Genomic DNA, 20,865 nt, shown 5'->3' with positions numbered 1-20,865 from the left:
CCGAAGATGTGACGGGGTTATGCATGGTTTTCATGCACTGGCTTTTAAACACACTGTTGAGTTCTCAAGAAACGGACGCGTACTTCCTCACCAGAACCCGTTCCCGGATCCTCGTTCAGAGGCGTTCATTTCGTCTTGCGTTCTTTCGTTGTGTCTTAATTCTTTCAGCCGTTCAAGTCTCTGTCAAATTGACCGGACTTGCTCGACCTGCTGGAATTAAGCCGCGTCCCGCTTCCGGGACAACCCCTCGAACTTACTCCCAAGCCCGACTCTTGTCGAATCGACCTTCCGTGGACGCGGACGTTCACCGGAGTGGCAGTTCTGAAGGTGGCCCCCGAGTGAGGCCGACGATCAACGCCGTCCTCGTGGGACTGGTGAACTCTATGTACGGCTCCCAGAACCGTCAAATCGGCGGCGCGCGACTCCTCGGCGAAGCCCGCTGGGTAGGTATTCCGGCGTGCGAGATCAGAACGTGCCCAGAGCACTCATCCTCCTGGTGGGCATCGCCGGCGCGGTGATCGCCCTTTTCGGACTTCGCGAGATCAATTCCATCGTCGGGCCCGTCGTCCTGGCGCTCGTACTGGTCATCGCCGTCGCCCCGGTGCGCAATTGGCTGGCGGCCCGGCGGGCGCCGACGTGGGTGCAGGTCGCCGTGCCGTTCCTGGTCGTGGTGCTGATGTTGCTCGGCATGGTCGGGATCCTGACGATCTCGGTGACGCAGCTCGTGTCGTTGCTGCCGTCGTACACCAAGCAGTTCCAGGCGCTGCTGGCCGAGTCCGAGCACTGGGCGGGCACGCACGGGCTGGGCAGCGACGTGCTGGGCAAAGCGGTGCAGGCGTTCGATCCGGGCCGGATGCTGGGTCTCGCGCAGAGCCTGCTCGGGAGCGTGATCGGCATCCTGTCCAGCCTGTTCCTCATCGTGGTGCTACTGCTGGCGATGTGCCTCGACGCGCCGATGACGGCGCGGATCCTCACGACCGGGGAGGGGAACAGGCCGCAGCTGGTGACGGCGCTGGCGATGTTCGCGCACAAGACGCGGCGGTATCTCATCGTCTCGACCGTCTTCGGGCTGATCGACGCGGTTCTCGATGTGATCGTGCTGTCGTTGCTGAACGTGCCGTTGCCCCTGTTGTGGGGGGTGCTGGCGTTGATCGCCAACTACATCCCGAACATCGGGTTCATCATCGGGCTGCTGCCGCCGGCCATGCTGGCGCTGCTGGACGGCGGGGTGGAGACGATGGTGCTGGTCGTCGTGGCCTACATCGTCATCAACGTGGTCACGCAGTCGTTCATCATGCCGAAGTTCCTGGGGGACGCGGTCGGGCTCTCGACGACGATGACGTTCCTGTCGCTGATCGTGTGGACGTTCATGCTGGGGCCGCTCGGCGCGATCCTGGCGATCCCGCTCAGCCTGCTGGCGCGGGCGTTGCTGATCGACAGCGATCCGAGCGCGAAGTGGGCGCAGGCGCTGGTGTCAGGCAAGATGCCGAACGGGTGAGAGCAGGCGGCCCAGCGTCACGCCGCTCAGCCGTTTGACGTCGTGGGACAGGTGGGCCTGGTCGGCGTAACCGGCGCGGGCCGCGACGTCCGCCGGGGGGAGGCCCGTACGGGCGAGGGTGAGCGCGCGCTGGAACCGGGTGATGCGCTGGAGGGTCTTCGGCGAGTAGCCGAAGGAGGCGACGCTGCGGCGGTGGAGCTGGCGCTCGCTGAGGCCGAGGGTCCAGGCGACGTCGCGCACGCTGCGGCCCATGCGCAGCGCGCCGGCCAGGTCGGGGGCGGCCGGGTCGGGGCCGGGGGCCTCGCGCAGCCGGGCGAGGACGGCGGCGCGCATGACCGCGAGGCGGTCGGACGGCGCCTCGTCGAGGGCGGGCACGGTGAGAGCGGCGAGGGCGGTCAGGGGGACGCGGCGGTCGCGCAGCTCGTGGATCGGGACGCCGAAGACGGCGCCGGCCGCGCCGGGCCGGAAACGGATGCCGACGAAGCTGTCGCCGGCCGCCATCGGGACCGGCTCCGGGCCGGTGTCGGGGCCGGCCACGAAGAGGCCGCCGGGCCCCCAGACGAGGTCGACGCAGGCGTCGGGCACCACCAGCTGGGTGGTGTCGCCCTCGCTGACCTGGTGCCACACGCACGCGATGCGGTCGACGAGGTCGGGGCCGGGGTGCCGTTCCGCGTACATGCCTCCAACGTATGCGACCCCGCCGACAGAACCGGGTCAGGGGTGGAGGCGGCCGTACGCGCGCAGGGTCCTCAGGTGCTGGATGGTCAGGTAGCCCGCCCATTCGTGCAGGACGAGCGGGGTCCAGGCGGCCCAGTTGGGGAACCAGCCGCCTTCGGGGGTCTGGGCGGCCTCCATGACGTCGAGGTGGGTGTCGAGGGTGGCGGCGTCGAACAGGGGCAGGGCCGACGGCGCGGGCGCGAGGTCGAGCGGGTGATGGACCGCGCCCTCGGCGTGCGGGTCGAAGGTGACCGTGGCCAGGACGGCCTCGACCTGGCGGGCGAACTCGGCGAGCGCGCGTTCGCGGTCGGGTACGTGCTCCAGGAACACGAGGAGGGCGCGGGCCTCGTACGGACTGGTCTCGGTGAGGTGGGCGAGGCGGGACCAGCAGAAGTCGGTGGCCGGGCCGAGCCAGGGGTGGGTGACGCCGTGCTTGTGCAGGAGCCCGGCGATCGCGGCGGTGGGGTTGACGTTGCCGGGCGGGTCGTCGGCGGTCTGCCACCAGGGCGCGCGCGGGGTGTCGCGGACGGACGGCAACACGAACGGCACCCCGCCGCCCGCCGCCGTGATGCCCGACAGGTAGTCGCAGGCGGCGGCGACCATCGGGGAGTCGAAGGCGTCGAGCTCGTCGAGGATCCAGAAGGCGACCTCGACCGGCTGCGGCTGGCTGCCGGCGCCGCGCAGGTTGGGCTCCAGGGCGTTGCCGAAGCCGCCGTCGGGGTTCTGGTAGCAGCGCAGGGCGTCGAGCACCCGCTCGCGGGGGCCGCCGGCGAACAGCGCCTCGAACCTCAGCCTGTCGATCAGCCTGCCGTGGAGTCGCAGGAATTGTGCCGCCCGGTCAAGTGTGTCCATGTTCTTCTCCGTCGAAAGGCTGTCTTCCCGGCGAAGCTATCGTTCAGGGCGGGGCGGGTTCTTGTCCGAATCGGACGCGCGGACGAGGTCATTTCATGTAGAAGACCGGACCGCGTGGCCGGAAGGGCAGCGGGGCGCCCTGGGGCACCAGGAAGGCGTGCTCGCGGCGGATGCGCAGCACGTCGCAGCGGCCGTCGGTGATCAGCAGGATCGGGCCGTCGGGCGGGAAGTCCTCGGCGCGTTCGAGCAGCTTGACGCCGGGCTGGAGGACGGTGCCACCCCGGCCGCGTACCCTGACCCGGCCGGCGATCTCCTCGACCGGCAGGTAGCCGGCGTCGTACGCCATGGCGTCGCAGAACACGACCCTGGCCTTCGGGACGTCGCGGGCGGCGGCGTAGGAGGCGATGGCGCCGAGTGCCTTGCCAAGCAGCCTGACGTCCATGGAGCCGGAGGTGTCGAGCACGACGCCGAACGTCTTCTTCCGTACGACCTCCTCGGGTCGTACCCGGCCGGGCCGCGGGATGCCGGGGCTGGCGGCCTGGCGGCGGGAGGCGCGGGCGTACGAGCGGCGCTTCTCCTCGGGCTGGAAGTGCTCGTCGAACCAGCGGGCGAGCTGGGCGTCCCAGGGCAGCGGCGGCTGGTCGAGTGCGCGGATCTCCTGTTCGAGCCCGGCGGGCAGCAGGCCGCGTCCGCTGGACTGGTGGTAGGCCAGGCCGGTGCACAGCGCGTTGCGGTAGTACTCGTCGAGGTCGACGTAGGAGCTGGCGCGGCGTGGCGGGCGGTCGAGCACGTCGCCGAGCCCGCGTCCGCGCAGGGTGGCCAGCTTGCGCATACGCCGCAGGTCGCCGGTGATGCGGTCGTAGACGGCCTCGGCGGACATGGCGCTCAGCGACTGGTCGAACAGCAGCCCTTCGGGCATCTCGCCGACGCCCATCTCGACCAGCCAGCCGTTGATCACGTAGTCGCAGGCGACGTTCCACAGGTACGGGTCGCGCATCCCGACGCGCTCGCCGTGGCGCAGCGCGGCGTGCAGCATCTCGTGGGCCAGGACGAAACGCCATTCGTGCTCGGTGTGCTCGGCCAGCGGGTTGACGTAGATCTCGCCCGCCTCGGCGCTGACCGCGGCGATCGAGATGTCCCAGCCCCTGGCCAGCTCGGCGTCCGAGACGATCTTCATGCCCGCGGCCAGCGCGCCGAGCAGCGGGTACGACGACATGAACCAGCGCAGCGCGACGTCCCAGGGGCCCTTGACGTGGCCTTCGACGGGGGTCCGCGGCGCGCCCGCCCGGTCCAGTGCGGACGTGGCCGCCTCCGCGATGCCGATCGCGAACCTGCGGCGGAAGTCGAAGTGGTCGGCGTCCTCCTCGGTGGAGATCGGGAAGTCGGCCGGGCCGAGCGGCTGGAAGCGCGGCGGGACGCCGAGCCTGCGCCACTGTTCGGACAGCGTCACCTCGTCCCCCTCGGGCAGCTCGTCGGGCAGCGCCGCGGGGCAGCGGCCGATCTTGAGCGTGCGCAGGAAACGTTCGACGGCCACGCAGCAGGCGGCGTGGTAGGCAGGCTCGGGCCGGTCGCCGTCGACGTCCTTGGGGGCGCACAGGCGCGGGTCGGCGTGGCCGAAGCCGAGGTGGAGCAGCAGGTGGCCGAAGACCCAGGACCACTCCTCGGCGGAGGCGCGGCGCTTGGGGTGGAAGGTGACGTCGCCGTCGCCGCCGACGACCGCCCACGCCTCGGGCGGCAGCCAGTCGTCGTCGGCCTCCAGCAGGTCGCTGTGGAAGCCGGCGAACAGCGGGTGGCGGGTGACGGCGGTCCAGCCCTTCAGCACCTCGGCCCGCCAGGGGTCGGCCTTGGGCTTGCGGCGGCTCACGCGCGGGCCGCCATGAGCCGGGGCACGTCCCTGCCGATCTCGACGAGGAACCAGATGGGGAGCGCGGGCGCGCCGTCCGCGTTGTTGGCGATGACGAGCTGGGCGCATTCGAGCGAGATCTCGGCCAGCTCGACGAGCCGGGTCTTGGCGCGGAAGCCCAGGTCGCGGCCGCGGGCGGAGGCGCCGCGCTGGTCGGCGGGCAGTTCCTTGATCAGGCGGGCGCGGAAGGCCTCGGCGAGGAAGTAGAGCAGGTCGCGCTCCTCCGGGCGGCGCGGCCAGGGCGCCTCGCCCTTGAGGACGGCGTCGAGGTCGTAGGCGTGGCGGACGGTCTTGACGTAGGCGCGGAAGGCCGAGGCGTGGGCGGTGGTGAGGGTGCCGAAGGCGAGCATCGCGATCGTCTCGTCGTCGACGTCGTCGCCGTAGGAGGTGAGCACGTCGGAGAGCATGTGCCAGGCGCGCGGCGAGGAGAACGGCTCCTCGGTCTTGGGCGGCGCGCTCCACAGGTGGTCGGGGCGCTGGGCGACGTAGTCGACGACCCACGGGTGGATGCCGTTGGCCGCCGCCCAGGCCAGCCAGTCGTCGGCCGAGGCGTGCAGGTGCACGTGGACCAGGCGGTTGATCAGCGCCGAGGCCATCGGGCGGGCCAGCGCGTTGTCGGTGGCCCGGTTGCCGGCGCCGATCACGACCGAGCCTTCGGGCAGCTCGTACGTGCCGATGCGGCGGTCGAGGATGAGCGAGTAGAACGCCTTCTGCACCTCGGGCGCCGAGGCGTTGAGCTCGTCGAGGAACAGGCAGTAGGGCTCGTCGCGGGCGATGGACTCCGGCGGGGCGAACCGGCTGCGCCCGCCGACCAGCTCGGGCACGCCGATCAGGTCCTCGGGGGCGAGCTGGGTGCCGAGCAGGGTCACGCATTCCAGGTCGAGCGAGCGGGCGAACTCGCGTACCAGCGAGCTCTTGCCGATGCCGGGGGCGCCCCACAGGAAGACCGGGCGGACCACGGCGACGTGCAGCAGCACCTCCGGCAGGCGTGCCGGGGTGACCTTGACCGTTGCCTGCATGCCTCCCAGAGTGGCGAACCGGGGTGGGCGTCCGCATCACATTAATCGTTTGCCCTGGTGGTGCGGGCCCGCCTACTGTCGGCGCCATGTGTTCCATGTTCTGCACCGTGTTCATCCGCATCCGCCACGGCCGGGCTCTGGCCTGCTAGCGGACGGCTGACACCGCGCGTCCGCAGGCGCGCCCAGGGCCCTTCGAGACCCGTTCATCTCGAAGACCCGAAGGGGCAGTGCTGTGGCGCAGAATTTCGCGCACGGAAACTATTCACACACTCAGAAGAACGTCAGGAACGGCGGCGGCGGTCGCACGCCCGCCGACCGGGTCAGGCGTGAGCTCTCGCAGAACTTCATGGCCGATCGGCATGCCGTGGAGCTGGTGGTCAAGGCGGCGGCGCCGGAGGGTCTGGTGCTCGAACCCGGCTGCGGGCCGGGCGCGCTCACGCTGGCGCTGGCCGAGGCCGGGGCCCGCGTGATCGGCTACGAGCTCGATCCCCGGCTCGCGGGGCGGCTGGCCTCGCGTACGCGGACCGATCCGCGGATCGAGGTGGTCAGGGGCGACTTCACGGCGGCCCGGTCGCCGGACGAGCCGTTCGCGGTCGTGGGCAACATCCCGTACTCGATCACGTCGAGGATCGTCGACTGGTGCCTGCGGGCTCGGGAGATGACCTCGGCGACGCTGGTCACGCAGCGGGAGTACGCGCGCAAGCGTACGGGCGACTACGGCCGGTGGAGCCTCGTGACGGTGTCGTCGTGGCCGTGGTTCGACTGGCGGCTCGGCGACACGATCGGCAGGGAGAGCTTCCGTCCCGTGCCGTCGGTCGACTCGGCGATCCTGCGCCTGCGTCGGCGGCCGGAGCCGCTGGTCTCGGATCGCGGCGGCTACCTGGAGCTGGTCGAGCTGGGCTTCGGCGGGGTCGGCGGCTCCGTACGGGCCTCGCTGCGCACCCGCTACCGGGGGGTGGACGCGGCGCTCGGCGAGGCGGGCGTGGCCCGCGACGCCGTCGTGGGCCACGTGCACCCGGACCAGTGGGTCGCGCTGTGGCGGCGGCTATGCCGCTGAGGTGACCTTGGCCGCCGCCCCGACGGCGGCGGCCCTGCTCCCCGGCTTGGCCACGCGGCGGCCCCAGGGCATGGCCAGCAGCAGGACCGGCAGCAGCACGATGGAGGCCCGCGACCAGTCGCGGTGCAGGTACCACCAGTCGTTCACGCTGAACTGCGTCATGTAGAGGTAGCCGAAGGCGGCCCAGGTGGAGGCGCCGATGATGGCCGGCCAGGCCCACCTGGTCGGCCTGGCCACCAGGAACGGCATGAACCACAGCAGGTACTGGGCGCCGAGCCGGGGCGTCATGACCATGAAGACGAGCAGGATGGCCGTGGTCAGGTCGATCGGGTCGGCGCGCCGCCACAGCAGCAGGACGGCGACGACGCTGATGTAGATGAGCTTGGTGCCGAACGAGGCCAGCCCCGGCATCAGCGCCCAGTCTCCGCCGGTGAACCACGGGGTGTAACCCCATTCGCCGACGATCGGGCGGATGTCCTGGATGGTACGGATGACCGCGGGGATCTCGTCGAGCGTGGTGCCCGCGAAGATCGGCGAGGTGAGCAGGAAGAACACCGGGACCAGGCCGGTGACGGCGAGGGCGGCGATCCTGGCGCGCAGGTGGGGCAGGAGCAGCAGCATGCCGGGGATCAACCAGATCGGCCAGCTCTTGGCGCACAGCGCGAGGCCCATGAGGAGCCCGGCGAGCAGGCCGCGCCGCAGGTCGGCCCGGTCGGTGGAGCCCGGCAGGAGGGCCCGGCGGAGCATGCCGCCGCGGCCGAGCACCCGGCGCACCGAAGGCCCGACCCCGTAGGCGGACACCCCGTTGCGCACGCGGGCGACGACGTCGGTCGTGATGCCGGGACGGTCGGGGTCGCCGGGCCCGCGGGCGACGACGAACGCGGCCACGCCGAACACGAGCGCGACCGGCTCGACCTGGCCGTGGACGCTGGCGATGAGCAGGGCGAGCGGGTTGAGCGCGTACTGGAGGGCGCGCAGGGAGGACTTGGGGCCGCCGGCCAGCTTGCCGACCAGCGGGATCAGCACGATGTCGGCGACGACGGTGACCAGGCGGCCGGCGTACTCCCATGGGATGCCGAGCCAGAGCAGGATGCCGTAGACGTAGGGGATGGTCGGCAGGAAGTGCCAGCCGCCCTCGCTGGCCAGGACCGGGTCCTTGCCCTGGAGGACCGCTTCGCCGGCCGGTTTGAAGCTCTCCATGAAGTCGACGGGTTGCCAGGAGTCGATCGCCGACGTGTACATGATCAGCACCCGTACGGCGACGCCGACGAGGACGGCGACGTAGAGGGGTGGCCGCCAATCCCGCCACTGCGCGACGAGGGCGAGCAGGACACCGGCGACGAGGACTATCCCCGTGAGAACTGCGTAATCCATGGCGGCCCCTAGCCTGCCGTAACAATCTGAGTGCCGCCACCTGGGCTTCCAATTCTTATCCCCGACATGCGGACACGTAACGCGATAGAACATGACTGTCTGTGTTGAACTTTTTCCATGGGGGGATCGCAGGTCAACCAGGCACTGGTCAGGCTCTATTTCGAGGTGCGGCACGGGGTCCGCGACCCGGTCGCGGCCTGGGCGAAACTCACAGGGAACTCTCAGGTCTACCGGGCCCGGCGCGGCGAGCGGAGAGTGCCGCTGGACGACGCGACGGCGGCCGAGCTGGCGGCGGCGGCGATCGTGCACACCGCCTCCGAGCACGGCGCGGACCGGGTGGCGGCGCTGGCGACGTCGCCGCTGGCCGGGGTGGTGGGCGGGCTGGGCGGCGCGCTGCTGACCGAGCATCCGTGCGCGTCGGAGCAGGTGCTCGGGCCGCGTTTCACGGGGCCGGGGGCCGATGACTGGGCGCGGGAGGCGTACGTGCTGCTGTGGGGCGAGAACAACCGGCTGGCCCGTACGGCGGACACGCCGTGGGTGATCGCCGGGCGGTACAAGGGTCAGAAGGTGGTGGCGATCGGCACCCATCCGACCCGGTTGTCGGACGAGACGCTGGTCGTGCGGCCGGGCACGGACGGCGCGCTGGCGATGGCGATGGGCCACGTGCTGCTGAAGGAGTTCTTCCTGGACCGGCCGCCGTTCGCCGCGCACGCGATGGAGCGTACGGACCTGCCGTTCCTGGTGCGGCTGCGCGAGCGTGAGGACGCGTACGTGCCGGGCGGGCTGCTCGGCCGGACCTGCGACCGGCTCAGCCTGTACGGCGGCGAGGCCGTGCAGGTGCTGCTGCCGCGTTTCGACTTCGGGCCGGGCGTGTTGCGGCGCGGCGTGCCGGTCGTCCGGGACGGCGGCGAGCTGGTGACCACGGTGTTCGACCTGCTGCTGGCCGCCTACGGCGTGGCGCGCGACGGGTTGCCTGGCGTGTGGCCGCAGGGGTACGCGGATCGGGAGCCGTACACGCCGGGGTGGCAGGAGATCTACACCGGGGTGGCCGCGTCGCGGACCGTGAAGACCGCGCGGGAGCTGGGCGTGACGGCGGAGAAGACCGGCGGGCGGTGCATGATCGTGCCGGGGCGGCTGGAGACGCCGCACGCCGACACCGCCTACCGGGCGATGCTGGCGTTGCTGGTGCTGACCGGGTGCGGCAGCGGGTGGGCGCAGCCGGCGGGCGGTGAGGGGATCCCGCTGGTGCCGTACCTGTGCCTGCACGCCTGCGGCGAGGACCGCGCGGACGTGGGCGCGCTGAGCTGGGCCCTGTGCGAGGGGCTGTTCGCGCGCCGCACGTCGCGCTCGGTCCTGCTGGAGGCGGTGCGCGACGGGTGGCCGATGGCGCCCTCGCCGCGCGTGCTGGCGATCCCCCGGCCGATCTACCCGCTGCCGCCGGAGGTCGACCTGCTCATCGGCCCCGACGAGCAGTGCGACCTCGCGCCGCCGGACGCGGAGCTGGTGGCCGAGGCGGTGGCGCGGCTGGCCGGGCGTACCGCCCGGGCGCGGCGGGGCGGCACGCCGGCGGACGGGCGCATGCGCCTGATGGTCGACCACGCCTGGATGCACGAGTACGGCGAGGCGCTGCCGACCTACCGTCCGCCGGGGTTGGGGGTGCAGCTCAAGCCCACCCAGCTGGTCCGGCCGTTCACAGGCCGTTGAGGTAGGACCGGTGACTCCTTGAGAACTCGAAGGCGTTGTACTTGTCCCAGTTGATCGACCAGGTCATCAGGCCGCGCAGGTTGGGGTAGACGCCGCGCGGTTTGTAGGAGCCGCAGTTGACGCCCTTGGCCAGACAGTCGAACGCCTTCTGCACCTCCCCGACGGTGGTGAACCCGTTGCCCGCGTTGGGCGAGGCGGGCAGTCCGATGGCCACCTGGTCCTGGCGCAGCGGCGGGAACACGTTGTTGGGATTGCCCATGATCGGGAAGCCGGCCAGCAGCATGTCCGTCATGGCGACGTGGAAGTCGTGCCCGCCCATCGTGTGGTACTGGTTGTCCAGGCCGGTGATCGGCCCGGAGTTGTAGTCCTGCACGTGCAGGAGGGTCAGGTCGTCGCGCAGGGCGTGGATGACGGGCAGGTAGGAGGCGGCCCTGCTGTCGGCCGAGCCGTTCGGGCCGGGGCCGTAGAACTGGTAGCCGAGCTGGACGAAGAACGTCTCGGGCGCCATGGTGAGCACGAACTTGGCGCCGTAGCGGCTCTTGAGCGTGCGCAGCGCGGAGATCAGGTTGACGACGACGGGTGTGGTGGGGTTGGCCAGGTTCGTGTCGCCCTGGTTGAGGTAGAGGGAGTGGCCCTCGAAGTCCACGTCGAGGCCGTCGAGGCCGTACCTGTCGATGATGGCCGCGACCGACTCGACGAACTTGTCGCGGGCCGCCGTGGTGGTGAGCTGCACCTGGCCGTTCTGGCCGCCGATCGAGATGAGCACCTTCTTGCCCTGGGCCTGCTTGGCCTTGATGGCGGCGACGAAGTCGGCCTCGGGCTCGACGTTCGGGCACTCGGCGACCGGGCATTGGCGGAAGCGGATGTCGCCCGAGGTCACCGAGGTGGGCTCGCCGAAGGCCAGGTTGATGACGTCCCATTCGGCGGGGACGTCGGCCATGCGGATGTAGCCGGAGCCGTTGGCGAAGGAGGCGTGCAGGTAGCCGACCAGGACGCGCTTGGGCAGCCCGCCGCCTCCGCCGCCGCCGGTCGTGGTGGTGCCGGTGGCCTCGGAGGTGTAGGCCGAGCAGTTGCCGGCCGCGTCGCAGGCGCGGACCTTGAAGCGGTACGTGGTCGAGGCGCTGAGGCCGGTGGCGGTGTGGCTGGTGCCGGTCACGGCGACCGGGGAGCCGCCGTCGCGGGAGACCTCGTACCGGTCGACGCCGACGTTGTCGGTGGAGGCCGACCAGGTGGCGGTGAGCGTGCTGCTCGTGGCGCCGCCCACGGTCAGGTTGCCGGGGACGGTGGGGGCCTGGTTGTCGCCGCCGCCTCCGCCGCCGGGTGCGCCGTCCAGGACGATGTCGTCGGCGACGTAAGCGGTCTGGCCGTACCAGCCGTTGAGGTAGATCGTCACGGACGTGGTGCTCGCGCCGGTGGTGAAGGTGGTGCGCAGCTGCGTCCAGGACGAGCCGGGCGAGCCCCACGTCTGCGGGTCGGTGCCGCCGGTCCCGGTCGCGCCGAGGAAGACGTAGCTGCCCTGCACCCAGGCCGACAACGTGTACGACGACGACGGCTGCACCCTGATCTGCTGCTGGCACCGGGCGGTGTCGACGCCCGCCGGGGTGGCCCGCAGGGCCTTCGTGCCGCCGTGGACGGGAGAGGTGACGGCGGCGGCGCCGGAGGAGGCGCTGCAGGTCCAGCCGGTCAGCCCGTCCTCGAAGCCGGGATTGACGGCGATGTTGGCCGCCAGGGCGGGAGTGGCGGTCAGTCCCGCCGTACCGAGGGCGAGCGCGACCGCCGCCACGGCGGTGCGCCACCTGAAGATGCCGCTCATCCGGTGAACCCCTTGAAGATGTTCGTGAACTCGTAGCTGGACTGGGAGATCCCGCTGCAGGTGGGCGAGATCTGGCCGTTCGGGCAGCCGCCGTTGTCGCGGGCCGCGGACCAGAAGCCGACGAATCCGATGTGGTTGCTGTTGGCCCAGGTCAGGAGCTTGCGGGCGTCGGCCTGGGTGGTGGTCATGCCGGTGTCGTTCTTGCCGATCATGGGGGTGACGCCGAGCGCGCGCCTGAGCTGGGCATCGCTCTTGGCGGGCCAGACGCCCTTCATCTGGCCGAGCGTGGCCTGCGCGGCGGCGGTCATCGCGTCGCCCCAGTTGCCGGTGTAGCCGAAGTTCATCAGCATCGGGTTGACGATCACGTCGAGGCCCTTGGCGGCGGCGTCCTGGAGGATCTGCAGCGAGAACGGGTCCACGCCGTAGTCCTGGCCCTGCACGCGCAGCGTGTAGCTGATCACCGTGCCGCGCTCGGCCTGGAGCTGCTTGAGCGCGGTGTTGACCTTGCCGGCGTCGATGCTCGCCTCGACGTCGATGTCCAGGTGGTTGGTGCCGACGGTGTCGAGCACCTTCTTGTACGCGGCCAGCAGCGCCGCCGAGGTGCCGCAGGCGTGCTCCAGGTACGGGCCGACCGCGCCGCCGCTGGCCACGACCACCTGGCCGCCCTGGGCCTGGAGTGCCTTGACGTCGTTGATGATCCGGGTGTCGGCGAGCGGGATCGTGCCGCCCCAGGCGGGGTTGCAGCCGGAGCTGTCGCCGAGGACGAAGGCCAGCGTGTAGTTCTTCACGCCGGTCGCGTTGGCCGCGCCCACCAGGGACGGGCTGGTCATCGTGATGTCGATGTAGGGGGCGTACCTGATGTCGCCGGCGGGCGGGACGGTGTCCTTGGAGGTGCGGCCGCTGACCGGGGCCGAGTAGGCCGAGCAGTTGCCGGCGGCGTCGCAGGCCCTGACGCGGAAGGCGTAGGCGGTGTCGGGGGTCAGGCCGGTGGCGGTGTGGCTGGTCGTGGGTACGGCGACGGGGGCGGCGTCGTCCCTGGAGACCTCGTAGCGGGCCACCGAGCCGGAGTTGTCGGTGGAGGCCGACCAGGTCACGGTGAGGGAGGTGCCGGTGGGGCCGCCGACGGCCACGCCGCCGGGGACGGTCGGGGCCTCGGTGTCGGGCGGGCCGCCGGGGCCGTCGAGCACGATGTCGTCGGCGGTGTAGGCGGTCTGGCCGTACCAGCCGTTGACGTACACGGTCACGGAGGTGGTGCTCGCGCCGGTGGTGAAGGAGGTCTTGAGCTGGCCCCACTGGTTGCCGGGGGCGCCCCACGTGCTGGCGTTGACGCCGGTGCCGGTCGCGCCGAGGAAGACGTAGGAGCCCTGGACCCAGGCGGAGAGCTGGTAGGCGGTACTGGGCTTGACGGTGATGGTCTGCTGGCATCGGGCGAGGTCGGACCCCTGCGGGGTGGCCTGGAGCGCCTGCGTGCCGCTGTGCGCGGGGGTGGTGACGGCCTGCGCGCCGGCCGGGCAGGTCCAGCCGCTCAGGCCGGACTCGAATCCGGGGTTGGTCAGGATGTTCGCGGCGGCGGCGGGGGTCGCGTGCAGGGCGGTGAGCCCCAGCGCGGCCAGGGCCGTGGCCGCCAGTCCTCGCAGTCTGGTGCGGGGTCTCATGCGGGTCCTTTCGGGGGGTGCGGACCGCGCGCCGGTGCGGCCCGCCACCCGGGGGTGGCGGGCCGCCTCAGCGGGTCAGAAGCCAGCGGTGATCTTGGTGAACTCCCAGTTCTCCTGGGCGATGCCGCTGCAGTTCTCCGCGACGCCGCCACCCGGGCAGGGACGGTCGCGGTTGACCGACCAGAACGCGAGCCTGGTCAGGCCGTGGGAGTTGGCGTAGTCCCGGATCTGGGTCCAGGTGCTCTGGTTGGTGAGCTCCTGCTGGTCGGACAGACCGTTCATGCCGGAGATGCCCATGTGGGCGTACGCCTGGGCGTCGGTCCAGCCCTGAGCGGTCTTCAGGGCGTTCTTGAGCCCTTCGGCCGCGTTGATGGTGTTCTGGTACATGTTGGCGCCGCCGCCGAAGTCGAACGGCATGATCGTGTAGTTGTCGATCGGCACGGCCAGTTCCTTGGCGCGGTTGATCAGGCGGGTGCCGTAGTAGGTCGGGCCGGTGGTCGCGGTGCCGAAGGTGACGGCGATCTTGACGTTCGGGTTGGCCGACTTGACGATCTTGAGGGCGTTCAGGATGCGGTCCTGGACGGTCAGGTTCTCGAACTCGTCGGTGTTCTCGATGTCGAAGTCCACGACGGCCGGGCCGACGGCGTTGATGACCTTCTGGACCGCGCCGGCGAACAGCTCAGGCGTGGAGCAGTTCGGGCCGAGCTTGTTGCCCTGCCAGCCGCCGAAGGAGACCTGAACACTGCCGCCGGCCGCCTTGATGGCCGAGATGGCCTGCGCGTCCTGGCCGCCGGACAGCGGGCGCTGCCCGTCCCAGGCCGGGTTGCAGCCGTTGCTGGCCAGGATGAACGCCATGGTGAACGACTTGATGCCGGTCGCGTTCATCACGGTGGTGGGAGAGGGCGGGTCGCCCCAGCCGGTGTAGAGGTAGGGGGCGCCGGGCATCTTGCCGCCGGTCGGGCAGCCGGTCGTGGTCGCGGAGACGTCACGTCCGGCCGACTCGCCGACCGAGTTGTACGCCTTGACGGTGTAGGTGTGGCTCTGGCACGCGCTCAGTCCGGAGATCGTCGTGCTGGTCCCGGTGACCTCGGCCTTCTGGGTCGCGCCCTCGTAGACGCGGTACCCGGTCACCGTGCCGGAGGAGGCGCCCCACGACAGCGCGATGCTGGTGTCGGTCACCGTCGTCGTGACCGTGCCGGGCTGGCCGGGCGCGCCGTTGCCGCCGGGGGTGGTGACGCTGAGCGTGTTGCTGACGCCGGACAGGTTCCCCGCGGCGTCGCGGGCCCGGACGGTGTAGGCGTAGGTGGTCGAGGCCGTCAGCCCGTTGTCGGTGTACGTCGTGCCGGTCGCGGTGCCGACCTGCGTGCCGCCGCGGTAGACGTTGTAGCCGGTCACGCCGACGTTGTCGGTGGAGGCGTCCCAGGCCAGGGAGGCGCTGGTCGAGGTGACGGCGGTCGAGCGGAGGTTGCCGGGCACCGACGGCGGTGTGGGGTCGCCCCCGCCGCCGCCCTGCTTCCACAGTGCGGGCACGTTCGGCGGCTCCCAGCCGGGCTGGGAGGTGTGGCCCTGGATGGCCACGTAGTCCACGCCGTTGTAGGTGACCGAGGCGCCCGTGGCGTACGCGGTCCACGGCGCCCAGGCGGCGGCCAGCTGCTGCTGGGCCGCGGCGCCGTAGGCCATGGGCACGCCGGTGGCGAGGCCGGCCCCGGTGAGGGCGATGGCCATGCCGGCCATCGAGGCGATCAGCTTTCTACGTAATCTCATGGCATTCCCTGAAGGTGCGGCTTGACGGTCTTGGAGAAGGACCAGTTGTTGCTGGCATCCCAGTTGATGGACCAGGTCATCGCGCCCCGGATGTCCGGGTAGGCGCGCGGCGGTACGAAGGTCCCGCAACTGGTGCGCTTGGCCAGGCAGTCGAGTGCCTGGTTGACGAGGGAGGGCGAGACGACGCCGGCACCCGCGGCGCCGGGCCCGGCCGGCAGGCCCAGCGCCACCTGGTCGGGGCGCAGGCCGTTCTCCAACTGGATGCAGGCCAGGGCGGTCATGAAGTTGACCGTCCCCTGCGAGTACGCGGCGGACTGGTCGCAGCCGAGCATGGAGCCCGAGTTGTAGTACTGCATGTTGACGACGGTGAGGATGTCCTTGATGTTCAGGGCGAGCCTGAAGTACTCCATCCCGGTCGACTGCATGTCGATGGTCTGCGGGGCCATCATGATGATCAGGCCGCTGCCCGCCTTGGCCCGCAGCGCCCGCAGGGCCTGGGCCATGTAGGTGGCGTTGAGGCCGTTCTCCAGGTCGATGTCCACGCCGTCGAAGCCGTAGTTCTGCATCAGCGCGTACACCGTGTCGGCGAACTTCGTCGCGGCCGTGCCGCTGGAGACCTGCACGCGGCCGGCCTCGCCGCCGACCGACAGGATGACCTTCTTGCCGCGCTGGTGCAGGGCCTGCACGTCGGCCTTGAACTGGGCGTCGGTGTAGCCGCCGAGCGCGGTGGAAAGGCCCGGGTCGACCGAGAAGACGACCTCGCCCGCGGTGGAGGTGGCCTCGCCGAACGCGATGGCGACCACGTCGTACTCGTTGGGCACGGCCGACAACTTCAGCTCGGTCGCGGCGTTGACGAAGTTGTGCCAGTAACCGGTGAGGAAGTGCTTGGGCAGCGGGTCGGTCGGGCAGCCCGGGGTGGTGAAGGAGAAGGTGTCGCTGGGCGGGCCGTCGCCGGTGGCGTTCGTCGCGGTGACCGTCAGCGTGTACGAGGTGCAGCTCGTCAGGCCGGAGAGGGTGTAGGAGGTGCCGGTGACGGAGGCGACCTGGGAACCGTTGAGGCGGACCTTGTAACCCGTGGCCCCCGCGACCGCCGGCCAGGAGACCGTGACGCTGGTCGGGGAGCTGCTGGTCAGGCTGATCGCGCCGACCTTGCCGGGCACGCCGGTGCCGCAGCCCGCGGTGGTGGCGGTCACGGCGTCGCCGGCGGCCGACTCGCCCGCCGAGTTGTACGCCTTGACGGTGTAGGTGTGGTTCTCGCAGGTGCCGAGCCCGGTGACGGTCGCCGTGGTGCCGGTGACCGTGGCCTTGACTGCGCTGCCTTCGTAGACGCGGTAGCCGGTCACCGTGCCGGAGGAGGCACCCCAGGACAGGGCGATGCTGGTGTCGGTGCTGGTCGCGGTGGCCGTGCCGGGCTTGCCGGGGACCTCGACGGTCGAGCCGCCGCACGAGGAGCCGTTCAGCGTGCAGCCGGTGATGCCGGGGAAGTTGCCCGGGGCGCCGTTGAAGCCGAAGCTCGTGCTCGCCCCGGCCGCCAGCGGACCCGCCCAGCTCGGCGCGGTGAACGTGTAGTGCTGGCCGCTCCTGGTCAGGACCGCGTCCCAGGCGGACGGGATCGAGAACCCGGAGGGCACGTCGAACTGTACGTTCCAGCTCAGGGGGGCGGTGGTGCCGTTGACGACGGTGACCTTGCCCTCGAAGCCGGAGCCCCAGTCGGAGACCTTGACGAAGGTCGCGGTGGCGGCGGCGGCTTGGGCGGGCAGGGCCAGGAGACTCAGTGCGAGGGTCGCGAGCGCAATGAGGATCGCGCGAAATCTCACTGTCGATTTCCGTTCTTCTGGCGTGCCGTACGGCTTGCACCGGGGGGTGAGAGCGCAAGCCGTACGGCACGGGCCCGTGGAGGTGAGACACGGGCCTTTTCGGGGGGTGTCAGCGCAGGCCGGTGGAACGGGGGCGCGCGGAGCTTGCAGCGGCAGTCAGGGCCGGTGCGAACGGGCACGGCCGCATGATCGCTCCCGCGGCTGGGAAACAACGTGGGGGGTGTCCACGCCCGCAGCGCCGGGGCGTGGGAAAAGGATGGTTCGGGGGGTGTATCCGCAGCTCAGAGTCGAGTCACGCGGGTGGCGAGCGAGTCATGGGCCATCCGATCCATGATTTCTTTTAGGAAAGTTTCCTAAGAGTTGTCGCGATCGTAGCCTTGACACCGAGTGCTTACAAGACCCAATCACGTGACATCCCGTGACGTGCCGAAACACGCGGTACGGGACCGAAAGGCAGCGCCCCCTCGACCGGATCGGGGTCCGGAACGAGGGGGCGCGGCGGTCGGTCAGGGCTGCTGCGTGATCTTGACGTCGTCCACGCCGGCCTCCACGAGGGAGGCGCCGGAGGCGTCGGCCGCGTCGATGAGGATGCGGACCGTCTGGCCCGCGTACGCGGTGAGGTCGGCCGTGGCCACGGCCCAGGCGCCGTTGCGGTTGGCGGCCGCGCCGGCCTGCTGGAGCACGGTGGTCGTGGTGCCGCCGACGACGCGGACCCGGAAGTAGTCCGCGCTGGAGGCGTTCGAGCCGTGCGCCAGGTACCACGACAACGACAGGCTCAGGGTGCCCGTCGAGGGCAGCGTGACGGGCGGCGACTGGATCGAGGTGATGCCGCCGTCGATGTCGTAGTCACCGGCGGCGGTGCCCGCCAGGCGGCCGGTCACCAGGTCGTTGGTGCCGCTGACCGTGGTGCCGAGCTGCTTGGCGCCCGAGGAGGTGGTCGCCTCGGGGTCACCGCGCTCCCACACGCCCGTGGTGGCGGTGTCGGTGCCGGACGGGTTCACCGTCCAGCCGGTCGCCGTCTCGAACGTGTCGGACCAGACCGTCACCGGCGGCGTGCCGGTGCCGCAGTACTGGGCCTCCTTGCCGATGATGCGGTACACGCAGTCCGAGTATTCGAGGAAGCGCAGCACGGCCTCCTTGTTGCGGGTGGTCTGCGGGACGATCTGCTCGTCCGGCGGGTAGAAGCCGGGGCTCGCGCCGACCGGGTACATCTCGAACGTGAAGCTGAAGATCTTGTACGCGCCCCACATCCAGTCGTCGATGGTCCCGTCGGTGATGTAGAGATCGCTGGACTGCTCGGGTGTGTACCCGTTGGTCGCGGCCATGTTCTGGCCGAGCGTGGCGTGGGCGTCCCGGTCGTCCTGGGTCAGGCCGGGGGCGGTGTCGTTGTAGGTGAAGCCGTAGGGCCACAGGACCAGTTCGCTGTAGGTGTGCCAGTCGAGGTTCGTCCTGATCTGCTGCACACCGCCGACGACCCGGCTGCGTACCCAGTCGGCCGCCGCCTTGACCTCTGGGGCCGACTCGGCGCTCGCGCCGCGGTAGGTCTCGCTGGAGGTCGTGCCCGAGGAGCCGCCGCAGCAGCCCCACTGGTAGGCCCAGTTGCGGTTCAGGTCGGTGCCGACGGCCGAGGAGCCGGAGTTCGGCTGCCGGTTCTTACGCCAGGAGCGGTACGTGCCGCTGGCGATGTCGTACTCGCCGCCGTCCGGGTTGAGGTCCGGCATGATCCAGATCTCGCGGGTGTTGACGAGGTTCGTGATCCTGGAGTCGGTGCCGTAGTTGTCGGTCAGCAGATGCATGATGTAGAGCGCCATCTCGACCGTCATGTGCTCGCGCGCGTGCTGGTGCGCGCTGAACAGCACCTCGGGCTCGGCCTCGTCGGTGCCCACGTTGTCGCTGATCTTGATCAGCCGCAGCGCCCGTCCCTCGTACGAGGTGCCGAACGTGCTCTGGCTCATGATCGACGGATTGGCCGCGACCATGTTGTTGATCTCGGCCGTCATCTCCGCGAAGTTGTGGTAACCCGAGTCGGCCGGCGGGAAGTCGAACGCCCCGACGGCGGACGGGGGTGCCGGACGCGGCGCGTCCGCGACCCGGTAGCCGAGCCGCCTGATGGCCGCGATCTCCGCCGGAGTGGCGGTGACCAGCACCGAGTCCGGGTTCACCTCCTCGATGGCGGCCCCGGTGGCCGCCACCGCGCTGCGCTGCCGCGCGGCGGCCGGGCCGGAGACCCGGTACTGCTTGTTCGCCGGTGGCTCGGCGCCGGCGCCCGCACCGGTCATGCCGGTCAGGCTGACCATGCTCAGGACCGCCAGCAGGATGACTAATCGGTGTTTCACCTCGTCCTCCTCGCCCGCGCGGGACTGGGGGTTGACCCGCGCCTGAACTGAGAGTGAAGACGTTGGGTGCTCTAGGAAAGACCCAATTTTCCGTCGAACCGGACCAGGGTCTCGGCCAGCGGTTTCCTGGCCAGATCAGGCACCTCGGCGTCGGGGGCCGCGTACCCGATCGGGAACAGGATGTAGGGCCGCTCGTTGGCCGGCCGGCCGCAGATCTCGGTCAGGAAGGCCATCGGGTTGGGCGTGTGGGTGAGCGTGGACAGGCCCATGGCGTGCAGGGCGGTGATGAACAGGCCGCAGGCGATGCCCACGCTCTCGTTGACGTAGTAGTGCTTGACCTTCCGGCCGCCGGGGCGCACGCCGTACTTCTCGGCGAAGCACACCACCAGCCAGGGCACGACCTCCAGGTAGCCCTTGTCGGAGGTGGTCTCCAGCGGCGCCAGCGCCTCGCGCCACTCCTGCGGCAGCCGGCCGCCCTCGTAGTTCTGGCGTTCCTCCAGCTCGGCGGCCTCGCGGATGCGGCGCTTGGTCTCCGGGTCGCTGATCGCCACGAACTTCCACGGCTGCTGGTGGGCCCCGGACGGCGCGGTGTTGGCCGCCCGTACGGCCAGCTCGACGCACCGGTACGGCACCGGCTCGTCGCTGAAGAAGCGCACGCTGCGCCGCCGGTCCACCAGCGCGTGGAACTCCTCCCCGCGCTTGATCATCTCGTCGGCCTCGAAACGCTCGGGCCGGTAGGGGACGAACGGATACTGGTGCTCCATAAGATCCGCAGTCTCGGCATCACTGGCGGCTGTGACAACACCGGTCGCCGTATGCTGCCGATCTGACAGGCAAAATGGCTTTTGGGAGGCGAATATGCCGGCACGTCGCCGCGGGCTCGACGATCTGGACCTGCGCGTCCTGCGCCTGGTCGCCGAACGTCCGCGCAGCGGGCTGCTGGAGATCGCCCGGCTGCTCGGGGTGGCGCGCGGGACCGTACAGGCCAGGCTGGACCGGATGACCGCGGACGGCGTGATCACCGACTACGGCCCCAACCTGTCCCCCGCCGCGCTGGGCTACCCGGTGCAGGCGTTCACCACCCTGGAGGTCGAGCAGGCCGCCCGCGAGCACATCTCCAGGACGCTGGAGTCCATCCCCGAGCTGCTCGAAGCCTGCATCGTGACCGGTCCCGGCGACGTGTGGTGCCGCATCGCGGGCCGCGACAACGAGCACATCCAGCGGGTGATCGACGACATGCTGACAATCCCGGGCGTACGCAGGAGCACCACCGTCATCGCGCTGTCGACGGTGGTCCCCCACCGGGTACGGCCGCTGGCGGCGGCTGACAGGTAGCTGCCAGGCCGCTGCCAGCGC

General features: G+C 70.7%; 15 protein-coding genes. 4 read left to right on the top strand and 11 right to left on the bottom strand.

The window, feature by feature from the left end; all coding sequences use genetic code 11:
- Nucleotides 1–457 precede the first annotated feature (457 nt).
- Nucleotides 458–1,498 (top strand): AI-2E family transporter, encoded by a 1,041-nt coding sequence (locus tag DMB42_RS51495; RefSeq protein ID WP_260478429.1) that lies wholly within the window; start codon nucleotides 458–460, stop codon nucleotides 1,496–1,498.
- On the opposite strand, the gene DMB42_RS51490 is transcribed toward DMB42_RS51495, so the two are convergent.
- From DMB42_RS51490 to DMB42_RS51475, 4 genes are all read right to left on the bottom strand, one after another.
- Nucleotides 1,475–2,176: a helix-turn-helix transcriptional regulator gene (locus DMB42_RS51490; protein ID WP_125649315.1), complete on the bottom strand. Its 702-nt coding sequence runs from the start codon at nucleotides 2,174–2,176 to the stop codon at nucleotides 1,475–1,477. The genes DMB42_RS51495 and DMB42_RS51490 overlap by 24 nt on opposite strands.
- Nucleotides 2,177–2,212: 36 nt before the next feature.
- Entirely contained in the window at nucleotides 2,213–3,067 is an 855-nt protein-coding gene (locus tag DMB42_RS51485; protein WP_125649312.1) for a hypothetical protein, read from the bottom strand.
- 88 nt (nucleotides 3,068–3,155) lie between these two features.
- Nucleotides 3,156–4,931, bottom strand: a complete 1,776-nt coding sequence (locus tag DMB42_RS51480; RefSeq protein ID WP_221762744.1) for a DUF2201 family putative metallopeptidase — start codon at nucleotides 4,929–4,931, stop codon at nucleotides 3,156–3,158.
- Nucleotides 4,928–5,989 carry an ATP-binding protein gene (locus tag DMB42_RS51475; protein WP_125649307.1) on the bottom strand — a complete coding sequence of 354 codons (1,062 nt, stop codon included), beginning with the start codon at nucleotides 5,987–5,989 and terminating at the stop codon, nucleotides 4,928–4,930. Before DMB42_RS51475 ends, DMB42_RS51480 begins: the two co-directional genes overlap by 4 nt.
- 346 nt (nucleotides 5,990–6,335) lie before the next feature.
- Here DMB42_RS51475 and erm point away from each other — a divergent pair, with 346 nt between their 5' ends.
- On the top strand, nucleotides 6,336–7,046 hold the full coding sequence (gene erm / locus DMB42_RS51470) for a 23S ribosomal RNA methyltransferase Erm (RefSeq protein WP_396986492.1): 711 nt from the start codon (nucleotides 6,336–6,338) through the stop codon (nucleotides 7,044–7,046).
- Here the strand turns inward: erm and DMB42_RS51465 are convergent.
- A complete protein-coding gene (locus DMB42_RS51465) occupies nucleotides 7,035–8,420 on the bottom strand; it encodes a hypothetical protein (RefSeq protein WP_125649301.1) in 1,386 nt (461 codons plus the stop codon). The genes erm and DMB42_RS51465 overlap by 12 nt on opposite strands.
- 117 nt (nucleotides 8,421–8,537) lie before the next feature.
- On the opposite strand from DMB42_RS51465, the gene DMB42_RS51460 reads away from it, so the two are divergent.
- A complete protein-coding gene (locus DMB42_RS51460) occupies nucleotides 8,538–10,124 on the top strand; it encodes a molybdopterin-dependent oxidoreductase (RefSeq protein ID WP_125649298.1) in 1,587 nt (528 codons plus the stop codon).
- Here DMB42_RS51460 and DMB42_RS55840 read toward each other — a convergent pair.
- The 6 genes from DMB42_RS55840 to DMB42_RS51430 form a co-directional block, all read right to left on the bottom strand.
- Complete coding sequence (locus DMB42_RS55840; RefSeq protein WP_125649295.1) at nucleotides 10,111–11,937, bottom strand: chitinase; 1,827 nt, start codon at nucleotides 11,935–11,937, stop codon at nucleotides 10,111–10,113. The genes DMB42_RS51460 and DMB42_RS55840 overlap by 14 nt on opposite strands.
- Entirely contained in the window at nucleotides 11,934–13,592 is a 1,659-nt protein-coding gene (locus tag DMB42_RS51450; RefSeq protein WP_125649292.1) for a carbohydrate binding domain-containing protein, read from the bottom strand. The genes DMB42_RS55840 and DMB42_RS51450 overlap by 4 nt, the downstream gene beginning before the upstream one ends.
- A gap of 75 nt (nucleotides 13,593–13,667) precedes the next feature.
- Entirely contained in the window at nucleotides 13,668–15,356 is a 1,689-nt protein-coding gene (locus DMB42_RS56230) for a fibronectin type III domain-containing protein (protein WP_125649290.1), read from the bottom strand.
- Complete coding sequence (locus DMB42_RS51440; protein ID WP_125649287.1) at nucleotides 15,353–17,173, bottom strand: cellulose binding domain-containing protein; 1,821 nt, start codon at nucleotides 17,171–17,173, stop codon at nucleotides 15,353–15,355. The genes DMB42_RS56230 and DMB42_RS51440 overlap by 4 nt, the downstream gene beginning before the upstream one ends.
- A 506-nt stretch (nucleotides 17,174–17,679) precedes the next feature.
- Nucleotides 17,680–19,509, bottom strand: a complete 1,830-nt coding sequence (locus DMB42_RS51435) for a M14 family zinc carboxypeptidase (RefSeq protein ID WP_221762743.1) — start codon at nucleotides 19,507–19,509, stop codon at nucleotides 17,680–17,682.
- Nucleotides 19,510–19,580: 71 nt separating this feature from the next.
- Nucleotides 19,581–20,273, bottom strand: coding sequence for a nitroreductase family protein (locus DMB42_RS51430; protein WP_125649284.1), 693 nt, complete (start codon nucleotides 20,271–20,273; stop codon nucleotides 19,581–19,583).
- Nucleotides 20,274–20,367: 94 nt separating this feature from the next.
- Between DMB42_RS51430 and DMB42_RS51425 the strand changes: the two genes are divergently transcribed.
- Nucleotides 20,368–20,844: an Lrp/AsnC family transcriptional regulator gene (locus tag DMB42_RS51425; protein WP_125649281.1), complete on the top strand. Its 477-nt coding sequence runs from the start codon at nucleotides 20,368–20,370 to the stop codon at nucleotides 20,842–20,844.
- Nucleotides 20,845–20,865: the final 21 nt, after the last annotated feature.

Source organism: Nonomuraea sp. WAC 01424 (assembly GCF_003947315.1).
Lineage (GTDB): Bacteria > Actinomycetota > Actinomycetes > Streptosporangiales > Streptosporangiaceae > Nonomuraea > Nonomuraea spiralis.
Note: the sequence above shows the minus strand (reverse complement) of the source record. Positions and strands in the feature narration are given on the sequence as shown.